This is a genomic window from Nonomuraea sp. NPDC052265, assembly GCF_044547985.1.
Classification (GTDB): domain Bacteria; phylum Actinomycetota; class Actinomycetes; order Streptosporangiales; family Streptosporangiaceae; genus Nonomuraea.
In genome coordinates, this window is record NZ_JBIUBJ010000004.1 from 383,251 (window position 1) to 408,845 (window position 25,595).

24 protein-coding genes and 1 pseudogene are annotated in these 25,595 nt (G+C 71.4%); 13 read left to right on the forward strand and 12 right to left on the reverse strand.

Translation table 11 applies throughout. The annotated features are described in order from the left end of the window. Positions 1-45: 45 nt before the first annotated feature. The gene (argG, locus tag ACIHAD_RS15375; protein ID WP_397355056.1) at positions 46-1,494 is read right to left on the reverse strand and encodes an argininosuccinate synthase; all 1,449 of its coding nucleotides are present in this window, start codon (positions 1,492-1,494) and stop codon (positions 46-48) included. Between the two features lie 112 nt (positions 1,495-1,606). On the opposite strand from argG, the pseudogene ACIHAD_RS15380 reads away from it, so the two are divergent. Beyond that, positions 1,607-1,939: pseudogene (locus tag ACIHAD_RS15380) on the forward strand (hypothetical protein); the annotation flags it as partial. A 139-nt stretch (positions 1,940-2,078) separates the two neighbouring features. Here the strand turns inward: ACIHAD_RS15380 and ACIHAD_RS15385 are convergent. From ACIHAD_RS15385 to ACIHAD_RS15400, 4 genes are all read right to left on the reverse strand, one after another. Then, entirely contained in the window at positions 2,079-2,771 is a 693-nt protein-coding gene (locus ACIHAD_RS15385) for a GntR family transcriptional regulator (protein ID WP_397355379.1), read from the reverse strand. Between the two features lie 395 nt (positions 2,772-3,166). Further along, positions 3,167-4,027, reverse strand: coding sequence for a 3,4-dihydroxyphenylacetate 2,3-dioxygenase (hpaD, locus tag ACIHAD_RS15390; RefSeq protein WP_397355057.1), 861 nt, complete (start codon positions 4,025-4,027; stop codon positions 3,167-3,169). Continuing rightward, complete coding sequence (locus ACIHAD_RS15395; RefSeq protein ID WP_397355058.1) at positions 4,027-5,463, reverse strand: aldehyde dehydrogenase family protein; 1,437 nt, start codon at positions 5,461-5,463, stop codon at positions 4,027-4,029. The genes hpaD and ACIHAD_RS15395 overlap by 1 nt, the downstream gene beginning before the upstream one ends. After that, positions 5,460-5,669 (reverse strand): hypothetical protein, encoded by a 210-nt coding sequence (locus tag ACIHAD_RS15400; RefSeq protein ID WP_397355059.1) that lies wholly within the window; start codon positions 5,667-5,669, stop codon positions 5,460-5,462. The genes ACIHAD_RS15395 and ACIHAD_RS15400 overlap by 4 nt, the downstream gene beginning before the upstream one ends. Before the next feature lie 365 nt (positions 5,670-6,034). On the opposite strand from ACIHAD_RS15400, the gene ACIHAD_RS15405 reads away from it, so the two are divergent. Next, a complete protein-coding gene (locus ACIHAD_RS15405; protein ID WP_397355060.1) occupies positions 6,035-6,517 on the forward strand; it encodes an aldehyde dehydrogenase family protein in 483 nt (160 codons plus the stop codon). After that, positions 6,493-7,320, forward strand: a complete 828-nt coding sequence (locus tag ACIHAD_RS15410; RefSeq protein ID WP_397355061.1) for an aldehyde dehydrogenase family protein — start codon at positions 6,493-6,495, stop codon at positions 7,318-7,320. The genes ACIHAD_RS15405 and ACIHAD_RS15410 overlap by 25 nt, the downstream gene beginning before the upstream one ends. A gap of 91 nt (positions 7,321-7,411) precedes the next feature. Here the strand turns inward: ACIHAD_RS15410 and ACIHAD_RS15415 are convergent, their stop codons facing one another. Together ACIHAD_RS15415 and ACIHAD_RS15420 are read right to left on the reverse strand one after the other, a co-directional pair. Then, positions 7,412-8,251: a DUF1206 domain-containing protein gene (locus tag ACIHAD_RS15415; RefSeq protein ID WP_397355062.1), complete on the reverse strand. Its 840-nt coding sequence runs from the start codon at positions 8,249-8,251 to the stop codon at positions 7,412-7,414. A 67-nt stretch (positions 8,252-8,318) separates the two neighbouring features. Next, positions 8,319-9,107 carry an SDR family NAD(P)-dependent oxidoreductase gene (locus ACIHAD_RS15420; RefSeq protein ID WP_397355063.1) on the reverse strand — a complete coding sequence of 263 codons (789 nt, stop codon included), beginning with the start codon at positions 9,105-9,107 and terminating at the stop codon, positions 8,319-8,321. A gap of 66 nt (positions 9,108-9,173) precedes the next feature. Between ACIHAD_RS15420 and ACIHAD_RS15425 the strand changes: the two genes are divergently transcribed. Beyond that, positions 9,174-9,944 carry a MoaF C-terminal domain-containing protein gene (locus tag ACIHAD_RS15425; RefSeq protein ID WP_397355064.1) on the forward strand — a complete coding sequence of 257 codons (771 nt, stop codon included), beginning with the start codon at positions 9,174-9,176 and terminating at the stop codon, positions 9,942-9,944. A 12-nt stretch (positions 9,945-9,956) separates the two neighbouring features. Next, entirely contained in the window at positions 9,957-10,349 is a 393-nt protein-coding gene (locus ACIHAD_RS15430) for a nuclear transport factor 2 family protein (protein WP_397355065.1), read from the forward strand. Between the two features lie 41 nt (positions 10,350-10,390). Here ACIHAD_RS15430 and ACIHAD_RS15435 read toward each other — a convergent pair whose 3' ends face one another. Continuing rightward, on the reverse strand, positions 10,391-11,326 hold the full coding sequence (locus ACIHAD_RS15435) for a TIGR03619 family F420-dependent LLM class oxidoreductase (protein ID WP_397355066.1): 936 nt from the start codon (positions 11,324-11,326) through the stop codon (positions 10,391-10,393). A gap of 95 nt (positions 11,327-11,421) precedes the next feature. On the opposite strand from ACIHAD_RS15435, the gene ACIHAD_RS15440 reads away from it, so the two are divergent. Then, positions 11,422-12,438 (forward strand): ABC transporter substrate-binding protein, encoded by a 1,017-nt coding sequence (locus ACIHAD_RS15440; RefSeq protein WP_397355067.1) that lies wholly within the window; start codon positions 11,422-11,424, stop codon positions 12,436-12,438. Between the two features lie 45 nt (positions 12,439-12,483). Then, entirely contained in the window at positions 12,484-12,981 is a 498-nt protein-coding gene (locus ACIHAD_RS15445) for a MarR family winged helix-turn-helix transcriptional regulator (RefSeq protein WP_397355068.1), read from the forward strand. Here the strand turns inward: ACIHAD_RS15445 and ACIHAD_RS15450 are convergent. Next, positions 12,956-14,185, reverse strand: a complete 1,230-nt coding sequence (locus ACIHAD_RS15450) for a cytochrome P450 (protein WP_397355069.1) — start codon at positions 14,183-14,185, stop codon at positions 12,956-12,958. The two genes, ACIHAD_RS15445 and ACIHAD_RS15450, sit on opposite strands and share 26 nt — an antisense overlap. Positions 14,186-14,335: 150 nt before the next feature. Between ACIHAD_RS15450 and ACIHAD_RS15455 the strand changes: the two genes are divergently transcribed. Both ACIHAD_RS15455 and ACIHAD_RS15460 read left to right on the forward strand, forming a co-directional pair. Further along, positions 14,336-15,727: a tetratricopeptide repeat protein gene (locus ACIHAD_RS15455; RefSeq protein WP_397355070.1), complete on the forward strand. Its 1,392-nt coding sequence runs from the start codon at positions 14,336-14,338 to the stop codon at positions 15,725-15,727. Between the two features lie 178 nt (positions 15,728-15,905). After that, positions 15,906-16,730: a PIG-L family deacetylase gene (locus tag ACIHAD_RS15460; protein ID WP_397355071.1), complete on the forward strand. Its 825-nt coding sequence runs from the start codon at positions 15,906-15,908 to the stop codon at positions 16,728-16,730. 283 nt (positions 16,731-17,013) lie between these two features. On the opposite strand, the gene ACIHAD_RS15465 is transcribed toward ACIHAD_RS15460, so the two are convergent. Next, the gene (locus ACIHAD_RS15465) at positions 17,014-17,736 is read right to left on the reverse strand and encodes a hypothetical protein (protein WP_397355072.1); all 723 of its coding nucleotides are present in this window, start codon (positions 17,734-17,736) and stop codon (positions 17,014-17,016) included. A gap of 361 nt (positions 17,737-18,097) precedes the next feature. Between ACIHAD_RS15465 and ACIHAD_RS15470 the strand changes: the two genes are divergently transcribed. The 4 genes from ACIHAD_RS15470 (at position 18,098) to ACIHAD_RS15485 (ending at position 21,243) form a co-directional block, all read left to right on the forward strand. Continuing rightward, positions 18,098-18,799, forward strand: a complete 702-nt coding sequence (locus tag ACIHAD_RS15470) for an alpha/beta fold hydrolase (protein ID WP_397355073.1) — start codon at positions 18,098-18,100, stop codon at positions 18,797-18,799. A 345-nt stretch (positions 18,800-19,144) separates the two neighbouring features. Further along, positions 19,145-19,453 (forward strand): ArsR/SmtB family transcription factor, encoded by a 309-nt coding sequence (locus tag ACIHAD_RS15475; protein ID WP_397355074.1) that lies wholly within the window; start codon positions 19,145-19,147, stop codon positions 19,451-19,453. Between the two features lie 2 nt (positions 19,454-19,455). Then, on the forward strand, positions 19,456-20,031 hold the full coding sequence (locus ACIHAD_RS15480) for an SRPBCC family protein (RefSeq protein WP_397355075.1): 576 nt from the start codon (positions 19,456-19,458) through the stop codon (positions 20,029-20,031). 279 nt (positions 20,032-20,310) lie between these two features. Next, a complete protein-coding gene (locus tag ACIHAD_RS15485) occupies positions 20,311-21,243 on the forward strand; it encodes a PfkB family carbohydrate kinase (RefSeq protein WP_397355077.1) in 933 nt (310 codons plus the stop codon). A 138-nt stretch (positions 21,244-21,381) separates the two neighbouring features. Here the strand turns inward: ACIHAD_RS15485 and ACIHAD_RS15490 are convergent, their stop codons facing one another. Then, positions 21,382-23,964: a glycosyl hydrolase 2 galactose-binding domain-containing protein gene (locus tag ACIHAD_RS15490; RefSeq protein ID WP_397355078.1), complete on the reverse strand. Its 2,583-nt coding sequence runs from the start codon at positions 23,962-23,964 to the stop codon at positions 21,382-21,384. 21 nt (positions 23,965-23,985) lie between these two features. Next, positions 23,986-25,542, reverse strand: a complete 1,557-nt coding sequence (locus ACIHAD_RS15495; protein WP_397355079.1) for a beta-N-acetylhexosaminidase — start codon at positions 25,540-25,542, stop codon at positions 23,986-23,988. Positions 25,543-25,595: the final 53 nt, after the last annotated feature.

The window sequence follows — 25,595 nt, forward strand, 5'->3', positions numbered from 1 at the left end:
GGTCCCGGGCCGCGTGGGCGGCCCGGGAGGCGGCCCGGGAGGCGGTCAGTCGGTGCCGAGCTCCATGGCGGCGCGGTCGAGCAGCTCGTCGTCCTCGGAGACCTCGCCGCGCGAGGCGATGGCCTCGGCGCCGCCCTGCGGCATCGCGCCGATGAGGCCGGTCGAGGCCGCCTGGGCGGCGCCGATCAGCGCGGGGTGGGTGGTGCCGACCATGCCGAGCGTGGCGTACTGCTCCAGCTTGGCGCGCGAGTCGGCGATGTCCAGGTTGCGCATGGTGAGCTGGCCGATGCGGTCGACCGGGCCGAACGCGGAGTCCTCGGTGCGCTCCATCGACAGCTTGTCGGGGTGGTAGCTGAAGGCCGGGCCGGCGGTGTCGAGGATCGAGTAGTCCTCGCCGCGCCGCAACCGCAGGGTGACCTCGCCGGTGACCGCCGTGCCGACCCAGCGCTGCAGCGACTCGCGCAGCATGAGCGCCTGCGGGTCGAGCCAGCGGCCCTCGTACATGAGCCGGCCGAGCCGCCGGCCCTCGTTGTGGTACGTGGCCAGGGTGTCCTCGTTGTGGATGGCGTTGACCAGGCGCTCGTAGGCGGCGTGCAGCAGCGCCATGCCGGGGGCCTCGTAGATGCCGCGGCTCTTGGCCTCGATGATGCGGTTCTCGATCTGGTCGGACATGCCCAGGCCGTGCCGGCCGCCGATCGCGTTGGCCTCCATGACCAGGTCGACCGGGGAGCCGAACTCCTTGCCGTTGATCGTGACCGGGCGGCCCTGGTCGAAGCCGATGGTGACGTCCTCGGGGAGGACCTCGACCTCGGGGTCCCAGAAGCGCACGCCCATGATCGGGTCGACGGTCTCGATGCCGGTGTCGAGGTGTTCGAGGGTCTTGGCCTCGTGGGTGGCGCCCCAGATGTTGGCGTCGGTGGAGTACGCCTTCTCGGTGCTGTCGCGGTAGGGCAGCCCGTGGGCGAGCAGCCACTCCGACATCTCCTTGCGCCCGCCGAGCTCGGTGACGAAGTCGGCGTCGAGCCAGGGCTTGTAGATGCGCAGGTGGGGGTTGGCCAGCAGGCCGTAGCGGTAGAAGCGCTCGATGTCGTTGCCCTTGAACGTCGAGCCGTCGCCCCAGATCTGCACCTCGTCCTCGAGCATGGCCCGCACCAGCAGGGTCCCGGTGACGGCACGGCCGAGCGGCGTGGTGTTGAAGTACGCCCGGCCGCCCGAGCGGATGTGGAACGCGCCACAGGTGAGCGCGGCCAGGCCCTCCTCGACCAGCGCGGCGCGGCAGTCGACCAGGCGCGCGAGCTCGGCCCCGTAGGCCAGCGCGCGGCTGGGCACCGAGGCGATGTCGGGCTCGTCGTACTGGCCGATGTCGGCGGTGTAGGTGCACGGGACGGCGCCCTTGTCGCGCATCCACGCGACGGCCACCGAGGTGTCGAGACCGCCGGAGAAGGCGATGCCGACCCGCTCGCCGGTGGGCAGGGAGGTGAGAACCTTGGACATAGAAGAAGATTATGCATTGCAACGCATGTTCATGCAAAGCCACCCCCTCGTCCAGGTGCGGACGGCACGCCGAGGACGGGGTAGCCGGCCGCCCGGATGAGGGCTCGCCGGGATGTCCGCCGTCCTGGGCCTGCGCGCCACGGGCAGCGTCGACTACGCCGTCGACGGCGCCTTCGTGCCGCAGTCGCGGACGCACCCGTTCGGGCGGAGGGAGCCGCTGCGCGGCGGCGCGATCTACCGGCTCGGCCTGCCGGACCAGGCGCTGATCTGCCACTCCGGCTGGGCGCTGGGCGTCGGCCGCCGCCTGCTGGACGAGCTGCTCCGGCACGTCACCACCCGCGCGGGACGGCCGGGCCGGCTCGCCGCCAGTGAGACCTTCCACGCCGGCTTCGCCCGCGCCGAGGCGGCCTTCCGGGCGGCGCGCGCCCTGGTCCACCAGACGTGGGACGACACCGGACGCACCCTGGACGCGGGCGGCCCGCGAGTGCGGGCGCGAGCCGGCGGGGCTCGCGCCGGGCGAGGAGTGGGCGGTCTTCAGCCTGGAGCCCCGAGCCCCGCCGCGGGACGTCAGGGCCGCCGGGAGATCAGTGCTGCCGGGAGACCTGGGCGGTGTGCAGGGCGTCCGCGGTGGCGATCTTGTGGTTGCGGGCCGCCCGCTCGATCACCTCGGCCTCGGCGTCGCCCTCGATCAGGCCCAGCAGCTGGTCGTGCTCCTCCACCGACTTGCGCGCCCGCCCCGGCACGTACGTGAAGCTGGAGCGGCGCATGTGGTCGAGCCGGGCCCACTCCGACTCCAGCAGGGCGTTGAGGTGCCCGTCGGGGCAGTGGCGGTAGAGCGAGAAGTGGAACTCGCGGTTGAGGGCGGTGAAGGAGGTTGGGTCGAACTCCTCCAGCGCCTCCTTCATCCGCTCGTTGATCTCGCGCGACTCCTGGATCTTGGCCGCGTCCATGTGGGGCGCGCAGATGGCCGTGGCGTAGCCCTCCAGCCGGGCCAGCACGTTGAGGGTGTGCTCGACCTGCACCGAGTCGAAGACGGCGACCCGGGCCCCGATGTTGCGCACGACCTCGACCAGCCCGTCGGACTGCAGCCTGCGCACGGCCTCGCGCAGCGGGATCGTGCTGACGCCGGTCTCCCTGGCGAGCTGGTCCATGACCAGGCGGTAGCCGGGGCCGTACGTGCCGTCGAGGATGCGGGCCCGCAGCAGGTCGTAGCTGATCTCGGCCTTGGAGCCCTTGGGCCGCTTGGCCTGGGCCGGTTTTCTCGTACTGCTCACCATCACCTCTGCAGGACCTTCACGATGGCGCCGCGCGGGCCCGCGCCCGCCGGCACTCCGACGTGACCGCCCGGAGCCCTCACCGGCCCCGCCCCCGGGGTCACCTCGACGATACGCTGGATGCCCGCTGTCATCCCATCATCTTGCCCGACGACGAGCACGGACGACGCCTTTCGCGCCCACGCGCGTGCCGGGAAAGCCGCCTCTGGCAGCCCTTCCCGGCACGGGCGACGCGCGGGCCCGCCGGGCCGGCCCGCGACGGTCGCGGCCGAAGGGTCGGATGGCTGCCGGCCCGCGCGGGCGGCCCGTCCGCGCCGCCCGCCGGGGTGACGGAGGCCGGGCCATCGGGAGAACAGCCTCGCCACAGAGCCTCCGTCTGTCCTATTTCACATATGATTTCAGATCTTATCGTACGCGGGAACGGGAAAGTCCACGACCACCTGGCCCGTTCCCGTCGAGCCGAAATACGGGCACAACTGCTCCCCCCGCCCCTTGTACGACCGCCACCCCAGCAGCCCGAACAACATCGCCGTGTCCGCCATCGCGCCCTCCCCCGCGCACCGCACGTTGTAGTCGGGCAACATGTCCAGGAACTCGCCGATGCGCCCTTCGGCCCACATGTCCAGCACGGCCATGTCGATCTTCCGGTTGAGTGGGCTGCTGACCTCGTTGAGCAGCGACTCGGCGGTCTCGTTGGAGGGGAAGGCGTGCGAGAGCGAGCCGCTGGCCAGGAACGCGACCCGGCGGTCACTCTGCTGGATGCCGCGCAGCAGCGCCTCGCCGATGCGCCGGTTCTCGTCGATCGAGGAGTAGATGTTGCAGCCGATCGGCAACACCCGCACGGCGGAGTCCTCGTTCATGAAGTGCATCGGGACCAGCGTCGCGTACTCCAGGCCCAGGTCGCGGTAGGTGTGCACGAGCGCCTTCTGGCCGCCCGCGACGATCTCGGCGCGGATCAGCTCGGCCAGTCCGGGGTCGCCCGGGTAGTCGTAGTCCAGGTCGTGGATGAAGTGCGGCAGCTCATGGCTGGCGTAGGAGCCGCGGTGGCGCTCCTTGCCGTTGAGGTGGAAGCCGATGCTGTTCATCCAGTGGGTGTCGGCGATCAGGAACGTGTCCACCCCCAGCTCGCGCGCCCGCCTGCCGACCTCGGTCAGGGCCAGCTCGGCGGGCCGGCGGATGCCGAAGTGCCTGCCCGGCTGGATCGACAGCCAGATCGACGGCACATGCGTGATCTTGGCTGCCAGGACGAGCTCTCCCATCACACCCTCCTCAGGTGCGTCCAGACGCCCTTGACCTCGGTGTAGGCGTCGATGGCGTACGGGCCCATCTCCCTGCCCCACCCGCTGGCCTTGTAGCCGCCCCACGTGGTGGCGGCGTCGGGCACGTGGATCATGTTGATGAACACGGCTCCCGCCCTGATCCGGGCGGCCAGGCGGTGGGCGGTGGACAGGTCGTCGGTCCAGACGGAGGCGGCCAGGCCGTACTCCAGTCCGTTGGCGCGGCCGACGATCTCCTCGGGGTCGTCGTAGGCCAGCACCGGGATGACGGGTCCGAACACCTCCTCGCGGGCCACGGCCATGGCGTCGGTCACCTCGGCGAACACGGTGGGCCGGTAGAAGTAGCCGGGGCCGTCGGCGCGCCTGCCACCGGTGACGAGTTGCGCGCCATCGTACAGCGCGCTGCGGACGTGGGCGTCCACGGCCATCAGGTGCTCCTCGCTGATCAGCGGGCCGAGGTCGGTGGCCGGGTCGAGGCCCGGTCCGACCTTGAGCGCGTCGGCCGCGGCGGCCATCTTCGAGGTGAACTCGTCGGCCCGCTTGCGGTCCACGTAGAAGCGCGAGTACGCGGCGCAGACCTGGCCGCTGTTGAACAGCGCGCCCTGGACGTTGCCCGCCACCGCGGCGTCGATGTCGGCGTCGGCGGCGATGATGCTCGGGGTCTTGCCGCCGAGCTCCAGCGTCAGGCGCTTGAGGTTGCCCGCACTGGCGTGCACGAGCGACCGGCCGACCGAGGTCGAGCCGGTGAAGGAGATCTTGTCCACGCCCGCGTGCCCGGCCAGGGCCGCCCCGGTCTCCGGGCCGCCGGTCAGCAGGTTCACCACGCCGGGCGGGAAGCCCGCGAGCGCCATCAGCTCCACCAGCCGGACGGTGGTCAGCGGGGTCTGCTCGGCGGGCTTGACGATCACCGTGTTGCCGCAGGCCAGGGCGGGGGCGAGCTTCCAGGCGGCGATCATCAGCGGGAAGTTCCACGGGGTGATGAGCGCGCACACGCCGACGGGCTCGCGCCGGGTGTAGTGCAGGGTGTCGGGGGACGAGACGGGCAGCACCGAGCCCTCGATCTTCGTACACCATCCTGCGAAATATCGGAAATGTTCGGCGGTGCCGGGCACGGTCACGTTCCGCGCCACCGCGAGCGGCTGGCCGTTGTCCCTGGTCTCCAGCTCGGCCAGCTCGTCGGCGTGCTCCTCCACCAGGTCGGCCACCTTCCACAGCAGCCGGGCTCGGGCGGCGGCGGGCATCTCGGCCCAGGCCGGGTCGTCCAGCGCGGCCCTGGCCGCCGCCACCGCGCGCTCCACGTCGGCCGGGCCCGCCTCGGCGCACTCGGTGATGACGGTGGCCTCGGCCGGGTCCAGCGTGGCGAACGTCGCGCCGTCCGCGGCCGGGCCCCAGGCGCCGCCGATGTACAGGCCGGTCATGAGCCGATCTCCTCTCGGACCATGTCCGCGCACCGCTCCCCGATCATTGTCACCACAGTCCTCTCTTTGTGCTCGGACAGTTCACGGTCACCGGGGTGGAGCTCCGGTCCCGCCCATTCCCGCAGCGCGCCGTCGTCGGCCGGCCGGCGGGCCACCGCGGCGCCCGCCGAGCCCGCACCGACCACGACGACGTCAAAGGTCTCCATCGCCCTCTCCCGGACAGGCCGAGCGCAGCCGGCCGCGCAGCTCGTCCGGCGCCGGCTGCGGCGAGCGCGGCCAGGGCGGGGACGAGCCTGGACACCACGGCGGGCTACCCGGTCAGGGGTCCTGCCCCGATGGACAAATCATGTACGACATCAGATATTTCTGTCCATAGGTTCCCCATGTATCATCGACGATGTCCTATACGATTTGACGGGTTCGAGGGGCCTCCCGCTGGGCCTTCCACCTGGGAGATCATCGTGGCGGGGTGGAGGAGTGCCAGGAGATGGCGGTCCGGCCGCACGTCCGAGAGGGGATCGATCGCACCCGTGGCCGGGGAGCCGCCGTCCCAGTGCAAGGAGATCACCCGTTGAACCTGGAGCACTACATCGACGGGGCCCACGTGCCCAGCGTGTCCGGCCAGACCTTCTCCTCGCTCGAACCCGCGACCAACCGCCCCGCGCTGACCGTCGCCTCGGGGGACGCCGAGGACGTCGGCCTCGCCGTGCGCGCCGCGCTCAAGGCGTTCACCGACGGGCCGTGGCCGCGGATGGCGGGCGAGCAGCGGGCGGCGGTGCTGCGCGGGATCGCGGCGGCCATCGAGGCGCGCGACGAGCGCATCGCCGAGCTGGAGTGCGGCGACACCGGGCTGCCCATCACCCAGGCCAGGGGCCAGGCCCGGCGCGCGGCGCACAACTTCCGCTTCTTCGCCGACGTCATCAGCAGCCTGGGCGAGGACGTCTACCGCGTCGGCTCGGCCCAGCTCAACTACGTCGTGCGCAAGCCGGGCGGCGTGGCCGGGCTGATCACGCGGCCGGGGCGGCGCTGGTGGCCCATCCCGACGTGCCGGTGATCTCCTTCACCGGCGAGACCGCCACCGGCCGGACGATCATGCGCGACGCCGCCACCGGCCTGAAGACGTTGTCGATGGAGCTGGGCGGCAAGTCGCCGCTGCTCGTCTTCGACGACGCCGACCTGGAACGGGCGCTCGACGCGGCCGTCTTCGGCGTCTTCTCGCTCAACGGCGAGCGCTGCACGGCCAGCTCGCGGGTGCTCGTCCAGGACACCGTCTACGAGGAGTTCGTGGACCGGCTCGCCTGGCGTGCGGCGCGGGTGCGCGTCGGCCCGCCGCACGACCTGGCGACCGAGCTGGGCGCGCTCATCCATCCCGAGCACTACGAGCGGGTCATGTCGTACGTGCGGGCCGGCGTCGAGGAGGGCGCCCGCCTGGTGACCGGCGGCGGCCGTCCGGACGGGCTGCCCGAGGGCAACTTCCTGGCCGCCACGGTCTTCGCCGACGTGACGCCCGAGATGCGGATCTTCCAGGAGGAGATCTTCGGCCCGGTCGTCCGCGTCACCCCCTTCTCCACCGAGAAGGAGGCCCTGAAGCTGGCCAACGCCACCCGGTACGGCCTGGCCGCCTACGTGTGGACCAGCGACCTGCGCCGCGCCCACCGCCTGGCCCAGTCCGTCGAGGCCGGCATGCTCTGGATCAACTCCCAGAACATCCGCGACCTGCGCACGCCCTTCGGCGGTGTGAAGGCCAGCGGGCTCGGCAGGGAGGGCGGCCGGTACAGCATCGACGTCTACACCGAGGCGCATATCGTGCACGTCGCCACCGAGGACCTGCCGATCCCCCGCTTCGGCCTCGGCTGAACCCCTCCGGCCGCCTGACCAGGGCGCGGACGCGCGTGAGCGGCGGGTCCCCGTCCGGGGCCCGCCGCTCAGGCGCGTGGCCGGGACGCCGTCAGGTGCGGCGCCAGCGGGACTCGCCGAAGCAGTAGCCCGCGAACAGCAGCAGCCCGAGCGCCACCACCGCGAGCAGCCACGGCCCCACCGGCGTGTCGGCGAAGCGCCGCAGGGTGGCGTCGATGCCGCCGGCCTTGTCGGGGTCGAAGGTGATCGCCGCGTAGCCGACGAAGACGCCGGCGCCGCCGGTGATCACGCCGCGGGCGATGTAGCCGGCCTGGCCGAGCCGTTCCATCACCTTGCGGGCCTTGGGCGACATGCGGCCGAGGTCGAGCTCGCGCTCGAACTTCTTGGTGGCGCCCTCGTAGATCCAGTAGATGCCGAGGGCGACGATGCCGAGGCCGACCAGGCCGACGATGACCTGGCCGCCGGGCAGGTCGAGCAGCTTGCCCGTCAGGTTCTGCGACTGCTTGTCGTCGGACTTGGCCTGGCCGGCCAGCAGCACGCTCAGCAAGGTCACGAAGATCAGGACGTACACGCCGGTGCGGAAGCCCGACTGGACCCGATCGGTGGCCTTGCGGTGGCTGAACAGCGCCTCCGACGCCTGCCACAGCGCCAGCCCGGCGAAGCCGACCGTCATGATCCACAGCAGCACCTGGCCGAAGGGCAGTCCGGCGATGGTGGTGATGGCTCCGGACTTGTCGGCCTGGCGCGAGCCGTCGCCGAAGGCGATCTGCAACGCCAGCACGCCGATCAGCGCGTACAGCACGCCGCGGCAGGCCAGCCCCACGCGGGCCAGCGTGGTCATCGCCGGGCTGTCGGCCGCTCTGCGGGCCGCGTCCTTGGCTTCACGGCCCGCGTCCATGGCTTCGCGGCCCGCGCTCTGTGCGGTGCTCACCGTTCCTCCTGGGGGTTTGCGGAAGAACTCCCCTTTGCCCCGGAAACGGCGTCCTAGGCGTCGATGATCAGTCGAAGGCGAGGGTGGGCAGGTCGACGGCGGTCGCGCCCCCGTCGGCCACGACCACGCTGCCGGTCATGACGGCGCTGTCGGGCGAGGCGAGAAACAGGCAGATCGCGGCGATCTCGTCGGCGGTGGCCGGGCGGCGCAGCGGCACGTGCTTGGTGACCAGCTCGTACGCCGCGTCGCGGGTGATGCCGTCCCGGCCGACCAGCACGTCCATCTCCTCGTCGGCCATCGGCGTGCGGACCCAGCCGGGGCACAGGCAGTTGGCCCGGACGCCCCGGGGCCCGTAGTCGCGGGCGATCGAGCGGGTCAGGCCGATGAGCGCGTGTTTCGTCGTGACGTATCCCGAGACGGCCGGGCCGGCGGCCAGGCCCGCGATCGACGACACGACGACGATCGCCCCCTTCGACCGCACCAGCGCCGGCAGCGCCTCCCGGCAGGTCACGAAGCAGGTGTTGAGGTTGGCGTCGAGGCTGAGCCGCCAGGAGGCGTCGTCGGTCTCGCCGACCGGCCCTCCCCCGTGGCCGCCCGCGTTGGCCACCACCACGTCGAGTCCGCCGAAGCGGCCCAGGCACGCCTCGACCGCCGCCCGCGCCTGGGCGGTGTCGGACATGTCCGCGCAGACCACGGCCGCCGCGTCGCCCAGGTCCGCGGCCACCTCGGCCAGCGGCCCGGGCCGGCGGCCGGTCAGCAGCACCGAGGCGCCCTCGGCGGCGAACCTGCGGGCGGTCGCCGCGCCGATGCCGGTGCCCGCCCCGGTGATCAGCGCGACCTTTCCCTTGAGCCTCATCGCCTACTCCTTCACAACGGGAAGCTATATGATTTCATAGACGAATTCGTGGAGGAAGGAGCGGCCATGACCGATCGCCCAGCCGGTTGGAAGAACATGGACGATTTCGCGCCCGGGATCGCCACGAACCGCCTTCCGGCCACGTACGCGCTCGCGGGCACCGAGGTGGACCTCACCTTCGACGACGGCAGCAAGACGTCCCTGGCCTTCGCGGGCCGTTACAAGGTGCACGCCGACGGCGGGCCCGCCGAGCCGTACGAGGCCGTGGCCATGCGCGAGGACCTGTTCTACGTCGGCCGCGCGCACACCGAGCGGCCCCGCGAGTACACGGTCACCGTGCTGCACACGGGCACGGGCCGGGCGCTGCGCGTCGTCTCGGTCATCGCGCCCGAGCCGGTCCCGGGGCAGCCGCGGGTCTCCCAGACGTTCACGCCCGGCGTGATCGAGGGCCGGGAGGTCACCGGCGAGCCGCCCGCGCCGACCCGCGAGCTGATCGGCCGGCGGGCCCTGTACCGCTACAGCCCCGAGCACCTCTACGAGCACGTCTACCTCAGTTCCGAGCGCTACGCCTGGCAGTGCCTGGCCGGCGCGCAGCGCGGCCACGGCGACGTCGACCTGGCCGCCGCCTGGAAGATCGCCGACGGCCTGTACGTGTTCACCTTCCGGGAGTTCCGCATCCCGGTGGCGGCCACCTGGCTCTACGACTGGACCGCCCTGCGCACCGTCGGCACCTTCTTCGGCCTGTCGGGCGAGGGCGAGATCCACCACTCCCCCGGCGGCGCGCACATCGAGCCGCTGGGTCAGGTCACCTATCCGGCCGGTGAGGAACCGGTCTGAGGAGAAACACAGATGAGCGACAATCTCGACGCCGTACGCGCCTCCTACGCGGCCTCGGCGGCCGGCGACGTGAACGGCATCGTGTCCCTGCTGGGCCCGCGGGCCCGGTGGACGGAGATGGCCGGCTTCCCGTACGCGGGCACGTACGTGGGGCCGGAGCAGGTGCTGTCGGAGGTGTTCGCCAAGCTGGGCAGCGAGTGGGACGGCTACCAGGCCGAGCCGGAGGAGTTCGTGGACGGCGGCGACGTGGTCGTGGTGATCGGCCACTACAGCGGCACCTACCGGGCCACCGGCAAGGCGATGAAGGTGCGCTTCACCCACGTCTGGCACCTGGAGGACGGCGTGGCCACCCGTTTCGAACAGTTCACCGACACGGCCCTGGTCCGGGAGGCGCTCGTCCCATGATCCCGTCGCGCGGCCGGATGAGGGCCGGCCGCGCGACGTCCTCACCCGGTCAGCTCGCCCACCCGCCGCATGACCTCGCGGCAGAACGCGCCCACGCCGTCCGGGTCGTCGATGAACTGCGACGGCTTGACGCAGAACGTGGTGTACCCCTCGGCCATCCGGGCCGGGATGTGCTCCAGGGCGGGGCCGAGCGGCGCGCAGGAGACGGCGTCGGGGAAGACCGCCCGCGTGCCGCCGGCCAGCTCCAGCTCGCCGATGTCACGACCGGCCGCCTTCATGCCGTCGGCCAGCGCCTTCATGTCCTCGGCGGGCGGGTAGCCGAGCGGGTTGAACCCGCTGCCCCAGCGGGCCATCCGGCGCAGCAGGTGGCCGCTCGTCCGCGCGCCGCCGAACCACAGCGCGGGCCCGCTCTCCCGGTACGCCTTCGGCTCGAAGTACACCTCGTCGAAGCGGTAGTGCCGCCCGTGGTAGGTGACCGGGGAGTCCCGCCAGAGCAGCTCCCAGATCTCCAGGTGCTCGTCGAGCAACTGCCCGCGCCGCTCGAAGGGCACGCCGAGCGCGGCGTACTCGTCGCGGCTCCAGCTCACGGTGGGCAGCACGATCAGCCGGCCCTCCGACAGCAGGTCCAGCGTGCCGAGCTCGCGGGCCAGCGCCAGCGGGTGGCGCAGCGGGGCGAGCACCGCGGCGGCGGCCAGGCGCAGCCGGGAGGTGACCGAGGCGACGGCCGCCAGCAGGCCCAGCGAGTACGGCCACGGCGTGAACGGGTCCTGGTTGCCGGGCAGCGCGTACTCGCGGGGGTTGGCCATGCGGCCCCGGGCGCCGGCGTCGGGGCCGAGCACCATGTGCTCGCTGATCATGACCGAGTCGAACCCGGCGTCCTCGGCCTCGCGTGCCCATCGGACCAGCACCGGCAGGTCGCGGGCCGAGGTCATCGTCCAGTTCTCGGACAGCACGAGTTGCATGCGCGGTTGCATCATCTTGCATTCATACCCGAACGATCTCCATCAAGATAGCTCTTGAACCAGTCGTTTGGCACCTTACGATCCCTCTAAAATCCGCAGAGAGGTCGCCCGTGATCCCCAAGAGGGCACTCGCCGTCCCGCTCGCCGTCCTGCTCCCGGCCGCCGGATGCGGCCTGTCCGACGAGCCGCCGACCGCCTCGTCCGGCGTCGACTGCGCCGTGAACGCCCCCTGCCCGCAGTCGCGGATCGTCTCCGTCCAGGGCACCGGCGTCGACCCGACCTGCTTCGAGTCCCCGGCGGTCTCCCCGGTGAACACCGGCCCGTACCTCAACATGGCGATCAACCTCTACTACGCCTCCGAGGTGCTCAAGCGGGACAAGGTCTGCATGTTCCCGGCGATCCTCGGCAACACCAACGACGCCTACGGCGGGGCCGTGAAGAGCTGGACCGCCCTGACCGGCAAGAAGCTCACCCCGGACGACCGCACGGTCGAGCCGGGCTCCGACCCGACGCCGTTCGTGCTGCGGGCCCGGCGGGAGGGCTGCCAGGCGGTCCTGTACAACGGCACCGAGCCGATGGCGATCGCCTGGATGAAGGTCGTCAGGCAGCAGGACGTCACCGGGATCGACTGGCTGATGACCACCGCGCCCTACACCGAGGCCGTCGCCGAGGCCCTCGGCCCCGACGGGGACGGCATGTACGCCAACGCCGAGTTCGAGCCGTTCACCGAGGCGGACTCGCCCGCGCTGAAGGACTGGCGGGCGCTGATGACCTCGAAGAACGTGCCGCTCACCTCCTTCAGGCAGGCCGCCCGGCACTTCTCCGACCGGGCCGGGAAGATCGTCCGGCTCAAGGACGGCGCCTGGCGCGTGGTCACGCCGGACTGGCGGGCGGGCGTGGCCGCGCTGGTCGACCGCGACGGCGAGGGCGTCTCGCTGGAGGAGGCCCTGGCCACCTATACGATCGCGGGAGCGCGGCAGGACTTCGCCGAAGGCTGGAAGGGCACGCTCACCCCGGGCAAGGTCGCCGACCTGTGCGTCAGCGCGGCGACGGCGGACGAGGACGTCGTGGCGGCCCCCGTGGACCTGACGGTGTTCGGCGGCCGGGTCGTTTGGTGCCGTTCGTGAGCCGTCATCGCGAAGATTGTTAGGTACCGAATATACTTGCCTGCCATGACGGGACACCACACGCTGCGCCAGACCGAGGAGGCCATCGGCCAGCGGCTGGGCGACCTCAACATCGACTTCGAGGCCATGTGGGCGGTCTCGAACGTCTACCGCGCCTCCTCGGCCATCCGCAACCACCTGGAGCAGACCGTTCTGCGCGACACGGGCCTGACCTGGACGGGGTTCGTGGTGATGTGGGTGGTGTGGATCTGGGGCGAGAGCGAGACCCGCCACGTCGCCGCCGAGGCGGGCATCTCCAAGGGCACGCTCACGGGCGTGGTCAAGACCCTGGAGTCCTACCGTCACCTGCGGCGCCACCCGCATCCCACGGACGGCCGCCGGGTCATGCTGGCGCTCACCGCGACCGGCGAGCGGCTGATGCGCGAGCTGTTCCCGGAGTTCAACCGGCAGGAGGCGTTCGTGGTCAAGGAGCTCGACAGCGATCAGCGGCGCGAGCTGGCCGGCTCGCTCAAGCGCGTCATGGAGCACCTGGAGAGCATCTGACCGGCAGCTCCTTGATGCCGTTGACGAAGTTCGAGCGGATCCTGCGCACCTGGCCGGCGAGCTCGATCGACGACAGGCGCGGCAGCAGCTCCTCGAACAGCACCCGGATCTCCAGCCTGGCCAGCGCGCCGCCGAGGCAGTAGTGCGGGCCTCCCCTGCCGAACGTCAGGTGCTCGTCGGCGTCCCTGCCCACGTCGAACCGGTACGGGGCGGGGAAGACCCGCTCGTCCCTGTTGCCCGAGGCGTACCACATGACGACCTTGTCGCCGGCGGCGACGCGGCGGCCGTGCAGGGTGACGTCGCGGGTGGCGGTACGGCGGAAGTGGTAGACGGGTGAGGCCCAGCGCAGGAACTCGTCCACGGCGCGCGGCATCAGCGCCGGGTCGGCGCGCAGCCGGTCGAGCTGGGCGGGGTGCTCCATGAGGGCGAGCATGGCGTGCGAGATGGCGTGCCGGGTGGTCTCGTTCCCGGCCACGACCAGCAGCAGGAAGTAGTTGTCGAAGTCGCGCCGCGACAGCGGCAGGCCGTCCGCGGGCGCCTGGTTGACGAGCCTGCTGACCAGGTCCGTGCCGTCGCCGCCGCGCCGGCGGGCGGCCAGCTCGCGGCCGTACTCGAAGACCTCCAGGGAGGCGGGGCTGCGGAAGGGCAGGTCCCTGAACGCCTCGCTCTCGCGCAGCCGGTCCGGGTCGGTGTTCTCGATGATCTGGTTGCCCCAGTCGATGAGCCGCTGGGTGTCGGGCACGTCGAGCATGCGGGCCAGCACGTTGATCGGGAAGTCGGCGGCGACCTCCTTGACGAAGTCGAACTCGCCCTTGGGCAGGGCGGCGTCCAGGGTCGTGGCGGTCAGGCCGCGCAGGAAGACCTCGTAGCCGGCCACCGCCCTGGCCGAGAAGTCGCGCAGCAGCAGCCGCCGCAGCGCGTGGTGGCGGGGGCCGTCGGTCTCCAGCATGGAGCGCCGGATCGCGGCCTGCCGCTCGTCCACCTCCTCCAGGTTGGTGAAGCCCTCGGAGGTGAACGTCTCCGGGTCGCGGCCGACGGCCACGATGTCGGCGTGCCTGGTGACCGCCCAGAAGCCCTTGCCGTGCCCGTGCTCGTCCTGCCAGTGGACGGGCGACCGCTCGCGCAGCACGTCGAACATCCGCCACGGGGTCACGCCGTCGGTGAACCTGCCGGGGTCGGCGAGGTCGACGTCGGCCAGGCGCATGGTCTCTCCTCATCAGCTCGTTCGGTGACAAACATTACGTATGCACGCTTTCGCCGACAAGTGTTCTCTTTATTCGTACGGTCCCTAACGAGCGCCCACGCGATGCGCGGCCGCCCTGACCGGGACCGGCGGCGCGGTTACAGTGATCGGGTGACCACCGACCAGCACGGCCTGGCCATGTCCGGCGCGAGCGCCGCCGCCGCCCGCCACTACGACCAGGCGATCCACGAGCTGCTGCACTTCCGGGCCGAGGTCGACGCCGAGGCGACCGCCGCGCTGGCCGACTCCCCCGCCTTCCCCATGGGCAACGTGCTGACCGCCTACCTCGACCTGCTGACCACCGAGGCGGCGGACGCCCGTACCGCGCGGGCCCGGTTCACCGCCTTCCGCCGCCAGGCCGACGAGCCGTCGCTGCTGCCGCGCGAGCGCGCGCACATGGCGGCCGTCCAGGCGCTGCTCGACGGCGACCTGACCGCCTGCGGCGCGCTGCTGGCCGAGATCACCCTCGCCCACCCGCGCGACGCGCTGGCCCTGGCCGCCGGGCACCAGATCGACTTCTTCACCGGCGACGCCCGCTCGCTGCGCGACAGGATCGGCGGCGCGCTCACCGCCTGGCACGACGACGACCGGCACTTCGGCAACCTGCTCGGCATGTACGCCTTCGGCCTGGAGGAGGCCGGCCACTACGACCGCTCCGAGGAGGTCGGCCTGCGGGCCGTCGAGCTGAACCGGCGCGACGTGTGGGGCATCCACGCGGTCGTGCACACCTACGAGATGCAGGGCCGCTTCGGCGACGGCGTGCGCTACCTCGACGCGCGCCTGGACGACTGGTCCACCGGCACGTTCTTCAACGTCCACACCTGGTGGCACTACGCCCTCTACGCCCTGGAGACCGGCGACGTGCGGCGGGCGCTCGGGGTGTACGACGCGGTGCTGGCCGGCGGGCGCACGTCCATGGAGCTGCTGGACGCCGCCGCGCTGCTCTGGCGGCTCCTGCTGGAGGGCTCCGACCAGCCCGAACGCTGGCAGGCCCTGGCCGACGCGTGGCCGCCGCTGGTGGCCGAGCCGTTCTACGCCTTCAACGACGTGCACGCGGTCATGTCGTACGTGGGGGCCGGGCGGATCGGGGAGGCGGAGAAGCTGGTCGCGTCGCGGCAGGCGTACGCGCTGGAGTCCCGTCCGGGGGTCACCAACGTCGCGATGACGTCGCGGGTGGGGTTGCCGGTGTGCCGGGCCCTGGTGGCGTACGGGCGGGGTGACTTCGGGGCGGTGGTGGACCTGCTGTACCCGATCCGGCACCGGGTCGACGAGTTCGGCGGCAGCCACGCCCAGCGGGACGCCGTGCAGAAGACGCTGCTGGAGGCGGCGCTGCGGGGCGGGCGGCACGAGGTGGCGCGGGTGCTGGTGAGCGAGCGGATCGGCGTACGGCCGTGCAGCCCGTTCAACTGGCTCAAGCAGGCCGCGCTGGCCGACGGCCTGGGCGACCGCGCCACGGCCGCCACCGCCCGTCGAAGGGCCACCACCTTGATCAGCACCGCCTGACGCCCCCGGTACCCCCTCACCTGCGTTTCCACTCCCCCGGCTTCCACTACCCACCTGCGTTTCCCCTCCCGGTGGCTCACCCGCCTGCCACTTTTTGAAGGAACGCGCCCGTCCCCCGGCGGCCGTCGTCGCGCAGGCGCGGGCCGAAGTGTCGGACGCGCCGAGTAGGGTTCCCTTCATGGATCGGGAACTCACCTTGATGGTCGTCCACGCCCACCCCGACGACGAGTGCCTGAGCACCGGCGGCGTCCTGGCCCGTTACACCGACGAGGGCATCCGCACCGTGCTGGTCACCTGCACCAACGGCGAGCAGGGTGACGACACGGGCGGCGTCAAACCCGGCGAGGAGGGGCACGACGCCGCCAGGGTGGCCGAGCGGCGCCTGGGCGAGCTGCGCGAGTCCGTCGCGCACCTGGGCATCGAACACCTGGAGCTGCTCGGCTACCGCGACTCCGGCATGGACGGCTGGGACACCAACCACCACCCCGACGCGTTCGCCAACGTCCCGGTCGAGGTGGCCGCCGCCAGGCTGGGCGAGCTGATGGAGCGCTACCGGCCGCAGGTGGTCATCACCTACGACGAGACCGGCGGCGGTGGTTACGGGCACCCCGACCACGTACAGGCCCACCGCGTCACGGTGGCCGCCGTCGAGTCGACCGGCATCCCCGACAAGTTCTACTACACGGCGATCCCCCGGGCCGCGATCAAGCGCATGTTCGAGCTGATGCGCGACAGCGGCGTCGACCTGGGCGGCTTCGAGCCGTCCGACGACTTCGGCACCCCCGACGAGCTGGTCACCGCCGTCGTCGACGTCACCCCCTACGTCGAACGCAAGCTCAAGGCCCTCAAGGCCCACGAGAGCCAGGGCGAGAACATCTTCCTCCTCCGCATGCCCGACGAGGCCCAGCACCAGGCGTTCTCCCACGAGGCGTTCGAGCGGAAGCTGAACAAGGTCGACGCCCCCGACCACGAGGAAGACCTCTTCACCGGCCTCCGCCCCTGACCATCCCCCTCCACCGACGTCACCGCCCCTGCCCTCCCCCATGGGCTACGACCCAACGGCGGTCATCCCACAGCCGGAGCACGTCAGGGCATTCGAGCGAGGTCCTGGCGGCGAGTCATGCACGACAGCCGCCGGACCTCCGCCCACTGCTCACGGCCTGACACCGGCAACAGGCACTCCCGGTTGGGGCCCCCAGGCCCTCGTCCCGTTTGCGCGCCCTGCTCCCGCCGCCTCCCCCGCCCCCTGCCCAGCCCTTTCCTTGGCTTCCGCCGGTGGCGGGTCTCTAGAGCCCCGCGACGTCGATCGCCGTGTCGAGGTACATCGCCGTACCTCCGGGCCAGAAGCGCTCACAGGCGAGGTATTCCAGCGGATCCCGCCGCTCGTCCGTCAGGAATTCGCGGGCCGCCCGGGGGTGGTTGGCCAGGGCGGCCATGACGGCCGCCATGGGGTCCCGTTCGTCCAGAGGAATGGCGCACATCGGCTGCGAGTCCGAACGAAGATTCCGCCAGTACGGAGACCCCGGAGGCTGGCTTCGTTCATAGTCGTAGATCTTGAAAGCGAGGTCACGCAGGAAAGTGTCGGCGAAACGCCCGTATCGCAACAACTGCCCGAGCGCGAAACCGGTTTCCGGGTCGTCGAGGTTTTCGAGCAGGCGGTGGGCGTAAGGGGTCGAGATCCGCGCCGCGCCGGGTGCGCGGGAGGCGGTGCCGAGGAGCGTGCTCAGCGCCCTGGCCAGCCTGTCGAGGCTGGTGGACTGGATCGCATGTGCCCGGCGCAGACCGGCCAGAAGGCTCTTGAGCTGGCGTGGCGGCATCACGGAGGCGAACGCCACGGCGAAGTCGGGATCGTTCCGGCGCTTTTCGAGTTCGGCCAGATCGTGGGAATCGATGGCGCCCCTCTTCCCCTCCGCTCCGCAGAACGACTGGACGAAGGAATCGTAACCACAAGGATGTTCGGGCAGCGCCTCCCCTAAATTTCCTGATAAAAACGATAATTCGGGCAGCAAATCTCCTCTGCACAACCCCTCTCCGTACAAATCGCCCGCCAACGACGCACATCACGAAGAGATAACATTAGCGAGCCCTCGGACGGACACGAAAAAAACACATGACCGACCGGAATCCCCCTCTCCCGCAACCGCCGAAGCGGGACCACCCGGAACGCCCCTCCGGCTCGTGACATGAACGGCGGCGGATGATCGAGCACAGGCGCACCGCGCAAGTAGCCGGCCATCGCGTCGTGTGACGCGGTGGCCGTTCACGGTGCAGCAGGACAAGTGTGGTCGAATCGGTCCTATGACGATCGAGTACATCCCCGTCTCCGGTGACGGCCGGTTGTGGGCCGAGAAGGCGGGCGGCGGAGCACCCGTGGTCCTGCTGCACGGCTCGGTGCATGACAGCCGCCTGTGGGACGGCGTTCTCCCTGAACTCGCGCGCCACCGCACCGTGATCCGGTACGACGCGCGAGGCCTGGGCCGTTCGACGCCGCCGACCGCGCCCTTCCGCTACGAGGACGACCTGCTCGCGGTCCTCGACCACTTCGGCATCGAGCGCGCCGCGCTGGTCGGGCTGAGCATGGGCGGCGAGGTCGCGCTCGACTTCACCTTGGAGCATCCGGAACGGGTGCGATCTCTGATCCTCGTCGCGGCGTCGGCCAGCGGCCACGACTGGCCGGATTCTCCCGAGATGGACGCCTACGCGGCTGCGGACCGCGAGAGCGACGCGGACCGTCTGGCCGAGATGGAGCTCGAACTATGGGCCTCGCTGGGCGACCGGGCGCCGGGATACGCGGCGATCGCGGGCATGGTGACCGAGAACGCCAAGGTGCGGGCGGCCGCCGAGAAGGGTCACGTTCGCTTCTCGGAGGTAGGCGCCGTTGAGGTCCTTGAGCGGGTCACGGTGCCCACCACCGTCGTCGTCGGCGATCACGATCATCCGGAGATCGGCGTGATCGCTCGCAGGCTCGCCGAGGGCATCCCCGGCGCGCGCCTGGAGATCGTTGCTGCGGCTGATCACTATCTGCCGCTGCGTGCGCCGGAACGGCTCATGGAGATCATCGTCCGCCACTGAAGCCGTCGCGCGAGTGCCTGTGGTGGCGGCGCTCCGTACGCGAGGCTTCATGGGACGGTGTTCCCCCTGGCCCGGCCACTGGTACTGGGTCCCCGGTAGGGGCGGCGGGCTCTGGGGTTTACCGGCAGGCGATGCCGACGATCCGCCGGTCTGCGGACGCTCCGAACCCGCGCGAGGCGATCGCCGCCGCCAAGAGGGCCCCGCATCAGCCCCTCGCGCTCACAGGCAGGCATCACGGACGGCCGGCTCCTCCACGAAAGCCGTGCCCCCCGATCGGACGCCGCACAAAGGTTGAGGCAGGTCACATTCCTTGACAGGTATATGTCCCGAGCGGAATATAGAGGCATGTCCGTCGACGCGTTCTCCGTGCTCTCCGAGCCGACCCGGCGTCGGATCCTCGATCGGCTCCGGGTGTCCGAGAGCAGCGTGAACGAGCTGGTCGAGGCGCTCGACGTCAGCCAGCCCACGGTGTCCAAGCAGCTGAAGGTGCTCAGGGAGGCCGGTTTCGTCACCTGCCGTACCGAGGCGCAGCGGCGGATCTACCGCATTCACGCCGGCCCCCTGCGGGCGCTGGACGACTGGCTTCAGCCGTACCGGGCCCTGTGGGACAAGCATCTCGACGCTCTTGAGCGCCATCTCGACAACCTGGAGTAGTCATGACCTCTGACGCATACCGCCCGAGCCCGCTGGCCCAGGTCGGCAGCGAGGCGACGGAAGATCGCTGGACCCTCGTCTTCGTCCGCGACCTGCGTCACCCGCCGGAGAAGGTGTGGCGGGCGCTGACCGAGCCGGGCCGGCTCTCCGCGTGGGCGCCGTACACCGCCGACCGGGATCTGTCCGAGGCGGGCGGCGTGACGCTCACGATGATCGACGACGAGAAGCCTCAGGACATGGTGGCCGAGGTCGTACGCGCCGATCCGCCGAGGTTGCTGGAGTACACGTTCGGCACCGACCTGCTGCGCTGGGAGCTGGCGGCGACCGGCGACGGCACCCGTCTCACGCTGCGGCACACCGTCCAGGACCGCGACATGCTGCCGAAGGTGGCGGCCGGCTGGCACATCTGCCTCGACGTGGCCGAGAAGCTGCTCGAAGGGCAGCCGATCCCGCCGATCCGGGGCGCCGCGGCGGTCGACTTCGGCTGGTCGGAACTCAACGACCAGTACGCGCAGAGGTTCGGCGTTCCGAACACCGGCCTGCCCGACCACCTGAAGGACGGAGACGAAACCTCCTGACCCAACCCCGTGAGACCCGCCACGTCACGAAGGTCCGCTCTCAACGGACGCAGCTTCCCAGGCGGCTGTCCCCCGGTGCACGTTCGGAAGGCGCCCCGGGCGAGTCCAACCCCAAGCGGGCGGGTCCAGAGGAGCGGCGGGCCCTGGAGGGTGGGGAGGGAAAGCGGGTGGGAGGGTGGGTGTGGGGGCAGGGGGCTGGGATGATGAGCTCCCGTTCGGAGACGTCGATGCCAGCCGGGGCGTACGGCATCGGCGGCGCGCGCCAGGGAGGCAGGCTCGATGATCGCTGTTCTGGGCGAGTGCGTCGCCGACGGTTTCACCGCCGCAGCGGAGGAAGCCGGGCAGGGCGAGCTCAGGTTGCGGGTGCTGCCGGGAGGCGGGCCGGCCAACACGGCGGTGGCGCTCGCCCGGCTCGGCACGCCGGCCCGTTTCCTCGGACGCATCTCCGGCGACGTGTTCGGGACGCTGTTCCGTGAGCATCTGGCGTCCTCGGGCGTGGACCTGTCGGCGGCCGTCGAGGCCGTCGAGCCGAGCACGCTCTCGGTCGCCGCGCTCGACGGCGGCGGCCAGGCCGCCTACACCTTCTACGCGGGCGGCACCGCCGACTGGCAGTGGAGCACGGACGAGCTGGCCCCGGCCAGGCTCGGCCCGGCCGCCTGCCTGCACACCGGGTCGCTCGCGCTGGTCAGGGAGCCGGGCCGGGCGGCCGTCGAGGAGTTCGCGCGCGAGGCCGCCGCGCGGGCCACGGTCTCGATCGACCCCAACGTACGCCCCACCCTCGCCGCTCGCGAGGACTACCAGGTCGAGCGCTGGTGCGGGTGGGCCGACCTGCTCAAGCTCAGCGACGACGACCTGCGCTTCCTGCTGCCCGGCGCGTCGGTGGACCGTGCCTGCGACACCTGGCACGCCGCCGGTGCCCGGCTCGTGGTGGTGACGCGGGGGGCGGCGGGCGCGCTGGTGTCCCTCGACGGGGAACGGGCGGAGGTGCGGGCGCCGGAGGCCGACGTCGTCGACACGGTCGGCGCCGGCGACTCCTTCACCGCCGGGCTCCTGCACGACCTGGGCGCGCGCGGCCTGCTCGGCGGGCGGCTCGACGGCCTCGACCTGGACACCGCCGTGGCCGCCGCGTCGTTCGCCGCCCGGGTGTCGGCGCTGACGTGCTCGGTGGCGGGCGCGAACCCACCCTGGGCGAGCGCGCTGGCCACCCCCTGATCGCAACCCCCGACCAGACGCGAGCGACCGCACCCTCCCTCAGGATCACGCGACCGTCGCCGCCGGGGGTTTTGAGGGCGGGCCCCGGCGGGCGGGCACAGGCGGTCAGATCAGTGGGGCCGTCGTGGTTGGGTTCGGTCAGGGGAGGGGGGTCGTGGTGGTGGGGACGTTGTAGCCGCGCACGCGGAGTGCTGGTGGATGGCCGTTCAGGTCGGCGGTGCGGTAGGTGGCGGTGATCGTCGTGGACTCCCCCGGCCACAGCGTGACGTAGTTGTCGGTGTAGGTGACCGGTACGACCTCGCGCCCGTCCGCGACCACCTCCGGGCGTACGAGGAAGGCCAGGCCGGAGGGGTTGGTCAGGGTGATCGTGACGGTCTCTGTCCCGGCGGAGACGGCGCGGACGGCGGTGGCGGCGACGTCGGCCGTGGGCAGGGCGTTCAGGCCGGTGAGGTCGGCGTACGTCTTCGGCGTGGTGCGGTACCAGTTGCTCTTGTTGCCGAGCGTGTCGGGCGAGGTGGAGTACCAGTAGACGTTGTCGCTGACCTTCGCGCCGGCGGCGTCCTTGAGCTGGAGCCTGATCAGGTACGTCCGCGACAGCCCGGTCAGCGCCGGGATGGTCAGAACCTGGACGCCGGCGTTGGCGGTCGCGGTGACCGGGGCCGAGGCGGTGTACTTCTGGGCCAGGTCCGGCAGGTTGTGCACGGAGACCGTGGCGGTCAGCCCGGACCGCGTGGTGAGGGTCGAGTTGACCACGTGGACGGCCCGGGTGAGGTAGTCGTAGGCGATGTGCACGGGTTCGGTGGCCTTCTTGGTCCCGAAGTAGCCGCCGCCGGGCTTGAGGTAGTAGTCGTAGAGGTTCCAGTGGACCGACGGCCAGGCGTTGTTCAGCATCCAGAAGATCGAGCCGAACGAGCGCACGTGCTGCCTGGCGCTCCACGCCTCGAAGAAGGCGCGGGCGTTCTCGTAGTTCTGCGCCTCGGACTTGCGTGACTGGTCGGCGGCGGAGGTCGGGGTGCCGTAACGCTTGGTCAGGCCGGTGGTGTAGGGGGCGATGGTGTCGAACACGCTGCCCGGCTTGCCGGCGTGGTAGTTGAACGCCGTGCCGATGGGCCAGATGTCGGCGGGGGCCAGGAACCGTTGCAGCGTCTCCAGCGGCGGCGGCGACTCGGTGCCCTCCTCCCCCGTGCTGCCGTACGCGCCGCCGCTCTTGCTCTCGTCCCACCACAGCACCGGCGGCTCCCACACGTACGGGCCGTCCATCTTCATGCCGGCGTCGGCGTTGGACCAGGTGGCGACGTTGTCCAGGGTCGGGTTCTGCCAGTGCAGGGCGGCGGCCACGCTCTTGTACGCGGCCAGGTGCGCGGCCGTCGGCGGCTGGTCGCTGCCGTAGGTCCACAGGAACGCCGAGGCGTGGTGGCGCAGCGAGCGGAGCTGGCTGTCCAGCGACGCGCGGGCGACCTGTTCCTGCTCGGCGGTCCAGGCGCTGTCGTCCTCCCAGGCGCTGCAGCAGACGAAGCCCGGCATGACCAGGATGCCCGCCTTGTCGGCCAGGTCGTACAGCTCCTCGTTGCCGAGGGTGCCCTCCAGCCTGATGGTGTTCAGGCCCATGTCCTTGACGTAGGCGACGTGGGCGGCGTTCGTCCTGGTGTCCCAGCGCTGCATCAGGTCCCACACGTACCCGCCGCCGCGCAGCAGGATCGGCCGGCCGTTGATCCTGTATCCGGCGAAGGAGGTGCCGTTGACGGTGGTGCGGTAGTCGGTGACCTGGCGGATGCCGAAGTCGATCGTCTTGCTGTCGGAGGCGCCCGCGCTGACCGTCAGCCGGTACAGCTCGGGGCTGCCGAACTGGTACGGCCACCACAGCACCGGATCGGTCACGTGCAGGGGCGCGAAGGCGACCTCCCTGCGCTCGCGGGCGCCCAGCGTGACGTTCTGGGAGAAGGTGAGGTCGGGCCGGCCCGCCTTGGTGATCGTGCCGCTGACCGTGGTGGTGACGGGGGCGTTCGTGGCGTTGACGGCGTCCACGTAGACGGTCAGGTCGGCGGCGGTGCCCGACAGGGTCGTCCGCACGTACGGGTCGCGCAGGGCCACCGGGCCCGTGGTGTCCAGCAGGGTCGTGTTCCAGATGCCCGCGTTCATGTCGGGGGCCTCGGGGTTCCAGTCGACCGTGCAGGTGGACAGGTCCTTGCAGTCGTGGCGCGGCGGGGTGACCCTGACGGCCAGCGCGTTGGCCGCGCCGGGCCTGATCGCGGCGGTCGCGTCGTACTCGTGGCCGACGAACGTGCCCACCGCCGCGGCGTCGAGCTGCACGCCGTTCAGCCAGATCTGGGCGCGGTAGCTGAGGCCCTTGAACCGCAGCCAGTACACCTGCCCGGGGGCCGTGGCGGGGGCGGTGAACTCGCCGCGGAACCACCAGTCCTGGGTGGTCAGGTCGGGCACGTTCTTGAGGTTCTGGCCGAAGTAGACGTCCTGGTAGACGCCGTTCGCGACCAGCCCGGCCAGGACGGTCGAGGGAAGGGTGACCGGGTTCCAGCCGGTGGTGGCGTACCCGGGCGTGGAGATCGCCGCGCCGGTGTCGGCGAGGCCGGTGGCCGGGCGCAGCGCCCAGCCCGAGGCCAGTTCGGTCGAACCGGCCGCCGCGACGGCGCTGCCGGTGCTCACCACCCCCGAGGCGAGCAGCAGGACGAGCACGGCGAGGACGCATCTGATCGATCGGGACATGCGCAGCTCCTGAGGGGGCTCCTAAGAACCGGAGGGCCAGGCGATCTGGGTGGAGCGGTAGTAGGCGATCCCCATGACGCGCCAGCGCGGGCCCTGCGCGCCCAGCCGCTGCCGGAACGCGGTCCAGTCGTGCGTGGCGTACGGGGACCAGGCCAGCTCGGCGAGCGCGGGCAGGCGGGGGAAGGCCATGTACTCGATGTCGGCGGACGTCCTGAGCGTCTCGGTCCACAGCGGCGCCTCGACGCCGAGCACCTGCTCGGGCGGCAGCCTCCTGAGGTAGGCGCCGGGGTTCCAGCCGTAGGCGTCCTTGACCTCGATCATGCCTGCCCAGGTCTGCCCGAGCGGGGTGCGCCGGTTGTACTTCATGTCCAGGTACGCACGGCTCGACGGGGACATGACGACCTTCCGGCCGGCCGTCGAGACCGCCGTCTCCGTGGGGTCGCTGCCCCAGTACTGGGCGACGGTGGAGGGCAGCGGGGTGGCGTTGACGACGTCGTGCCAGCCGATCACGGTCTTGCCGTGGGCGGCCACGATGTCCTGCGCCCGGTCGACGAACGCCTTGTAGTCGGCCGGCGTGGTGGAGGACGCCTCGTCCCCGCCGATGTGCAGGTACGGGCCGGGGGTGAGCGCGGCCAGCTCGCCGATCACCTGGTCGAGGAAGGTGTAGGTGATCTCCTTGGACGTGCACAGCGTGCTGAACCCGACGTCGGTGCCCGTGTAGAGCGGCGGGGCGACGCCGTCGCAGGTGAGTTCGCCGTAGGAGGCGAGGGCGGCGTTGGTGTGCCCCGGCATGTCGATTTCCGGAACGATGGTGATATTTCGGGCGGCGGCGTAGGCGACGATCTCCTGGTACTGGGCCTTGGAGTAGAAGCCGCCGGGATCGCCGCCGACCGCCGTGCTGCCGCCGTGGGAGGCCAGCCGGGGCCAGGAGTCGATCGCGATGCGCCAGCCCTGGTCGTCGGACAGGTGCAGGTGCAGATAGTTGATCTTGTAGAGCGCGATCTGGTCGAGGTACCGCTCGACCGCGTCCACCGGGAAGAAGTGCCTGGCCACGTCGAGCATCGCGCCCCGGTACGGGTAACGCGGCCGGTCCACGACCCGCCCGCCCGGCACCGGCCACGGCCCCGGCTGCACGGTATCGGCCTCGGCCGCGTACGGGAGCAGCTGCCGGAGCGTCTGCACCCCGTTGAACAGCCCGGCGGCCCGGTTGGCCTGCACGACGATCCCGGTGGCGGTCACGTCGAGCTGGTACGCCTCGTCCCCGCCGGCCACCGCGCCCAGCCGCAGCGTGATCCCGTCCGCCGGCGGGGCGGTCACGATCGGGACCGGGTAGCCGGTGGACCGGCGCAACCGCCGCGCGAGCTGCTCGCCGACCTCCGGCGCGTCGGAGTACAGGGCCGTCGCGGCGGTGATCGGGTACGTCACCCCCGCCGCCGGGACCGCGCTCACCGGAGCGGGCACGATCGCGCCGAAGGCGACGGCGGACGCCGCCATGGCGCCGGGCGAGACGGTCACCGACGCCGAGACCGACGTGGCGAGCAGGGTCGTCAGCACGACCGCAGCGGTGCGGATCTTCATGACCGCCTCCCGAGGGTTGCCCCCACCATACGGACGCGAACCCTGGTAGTAAA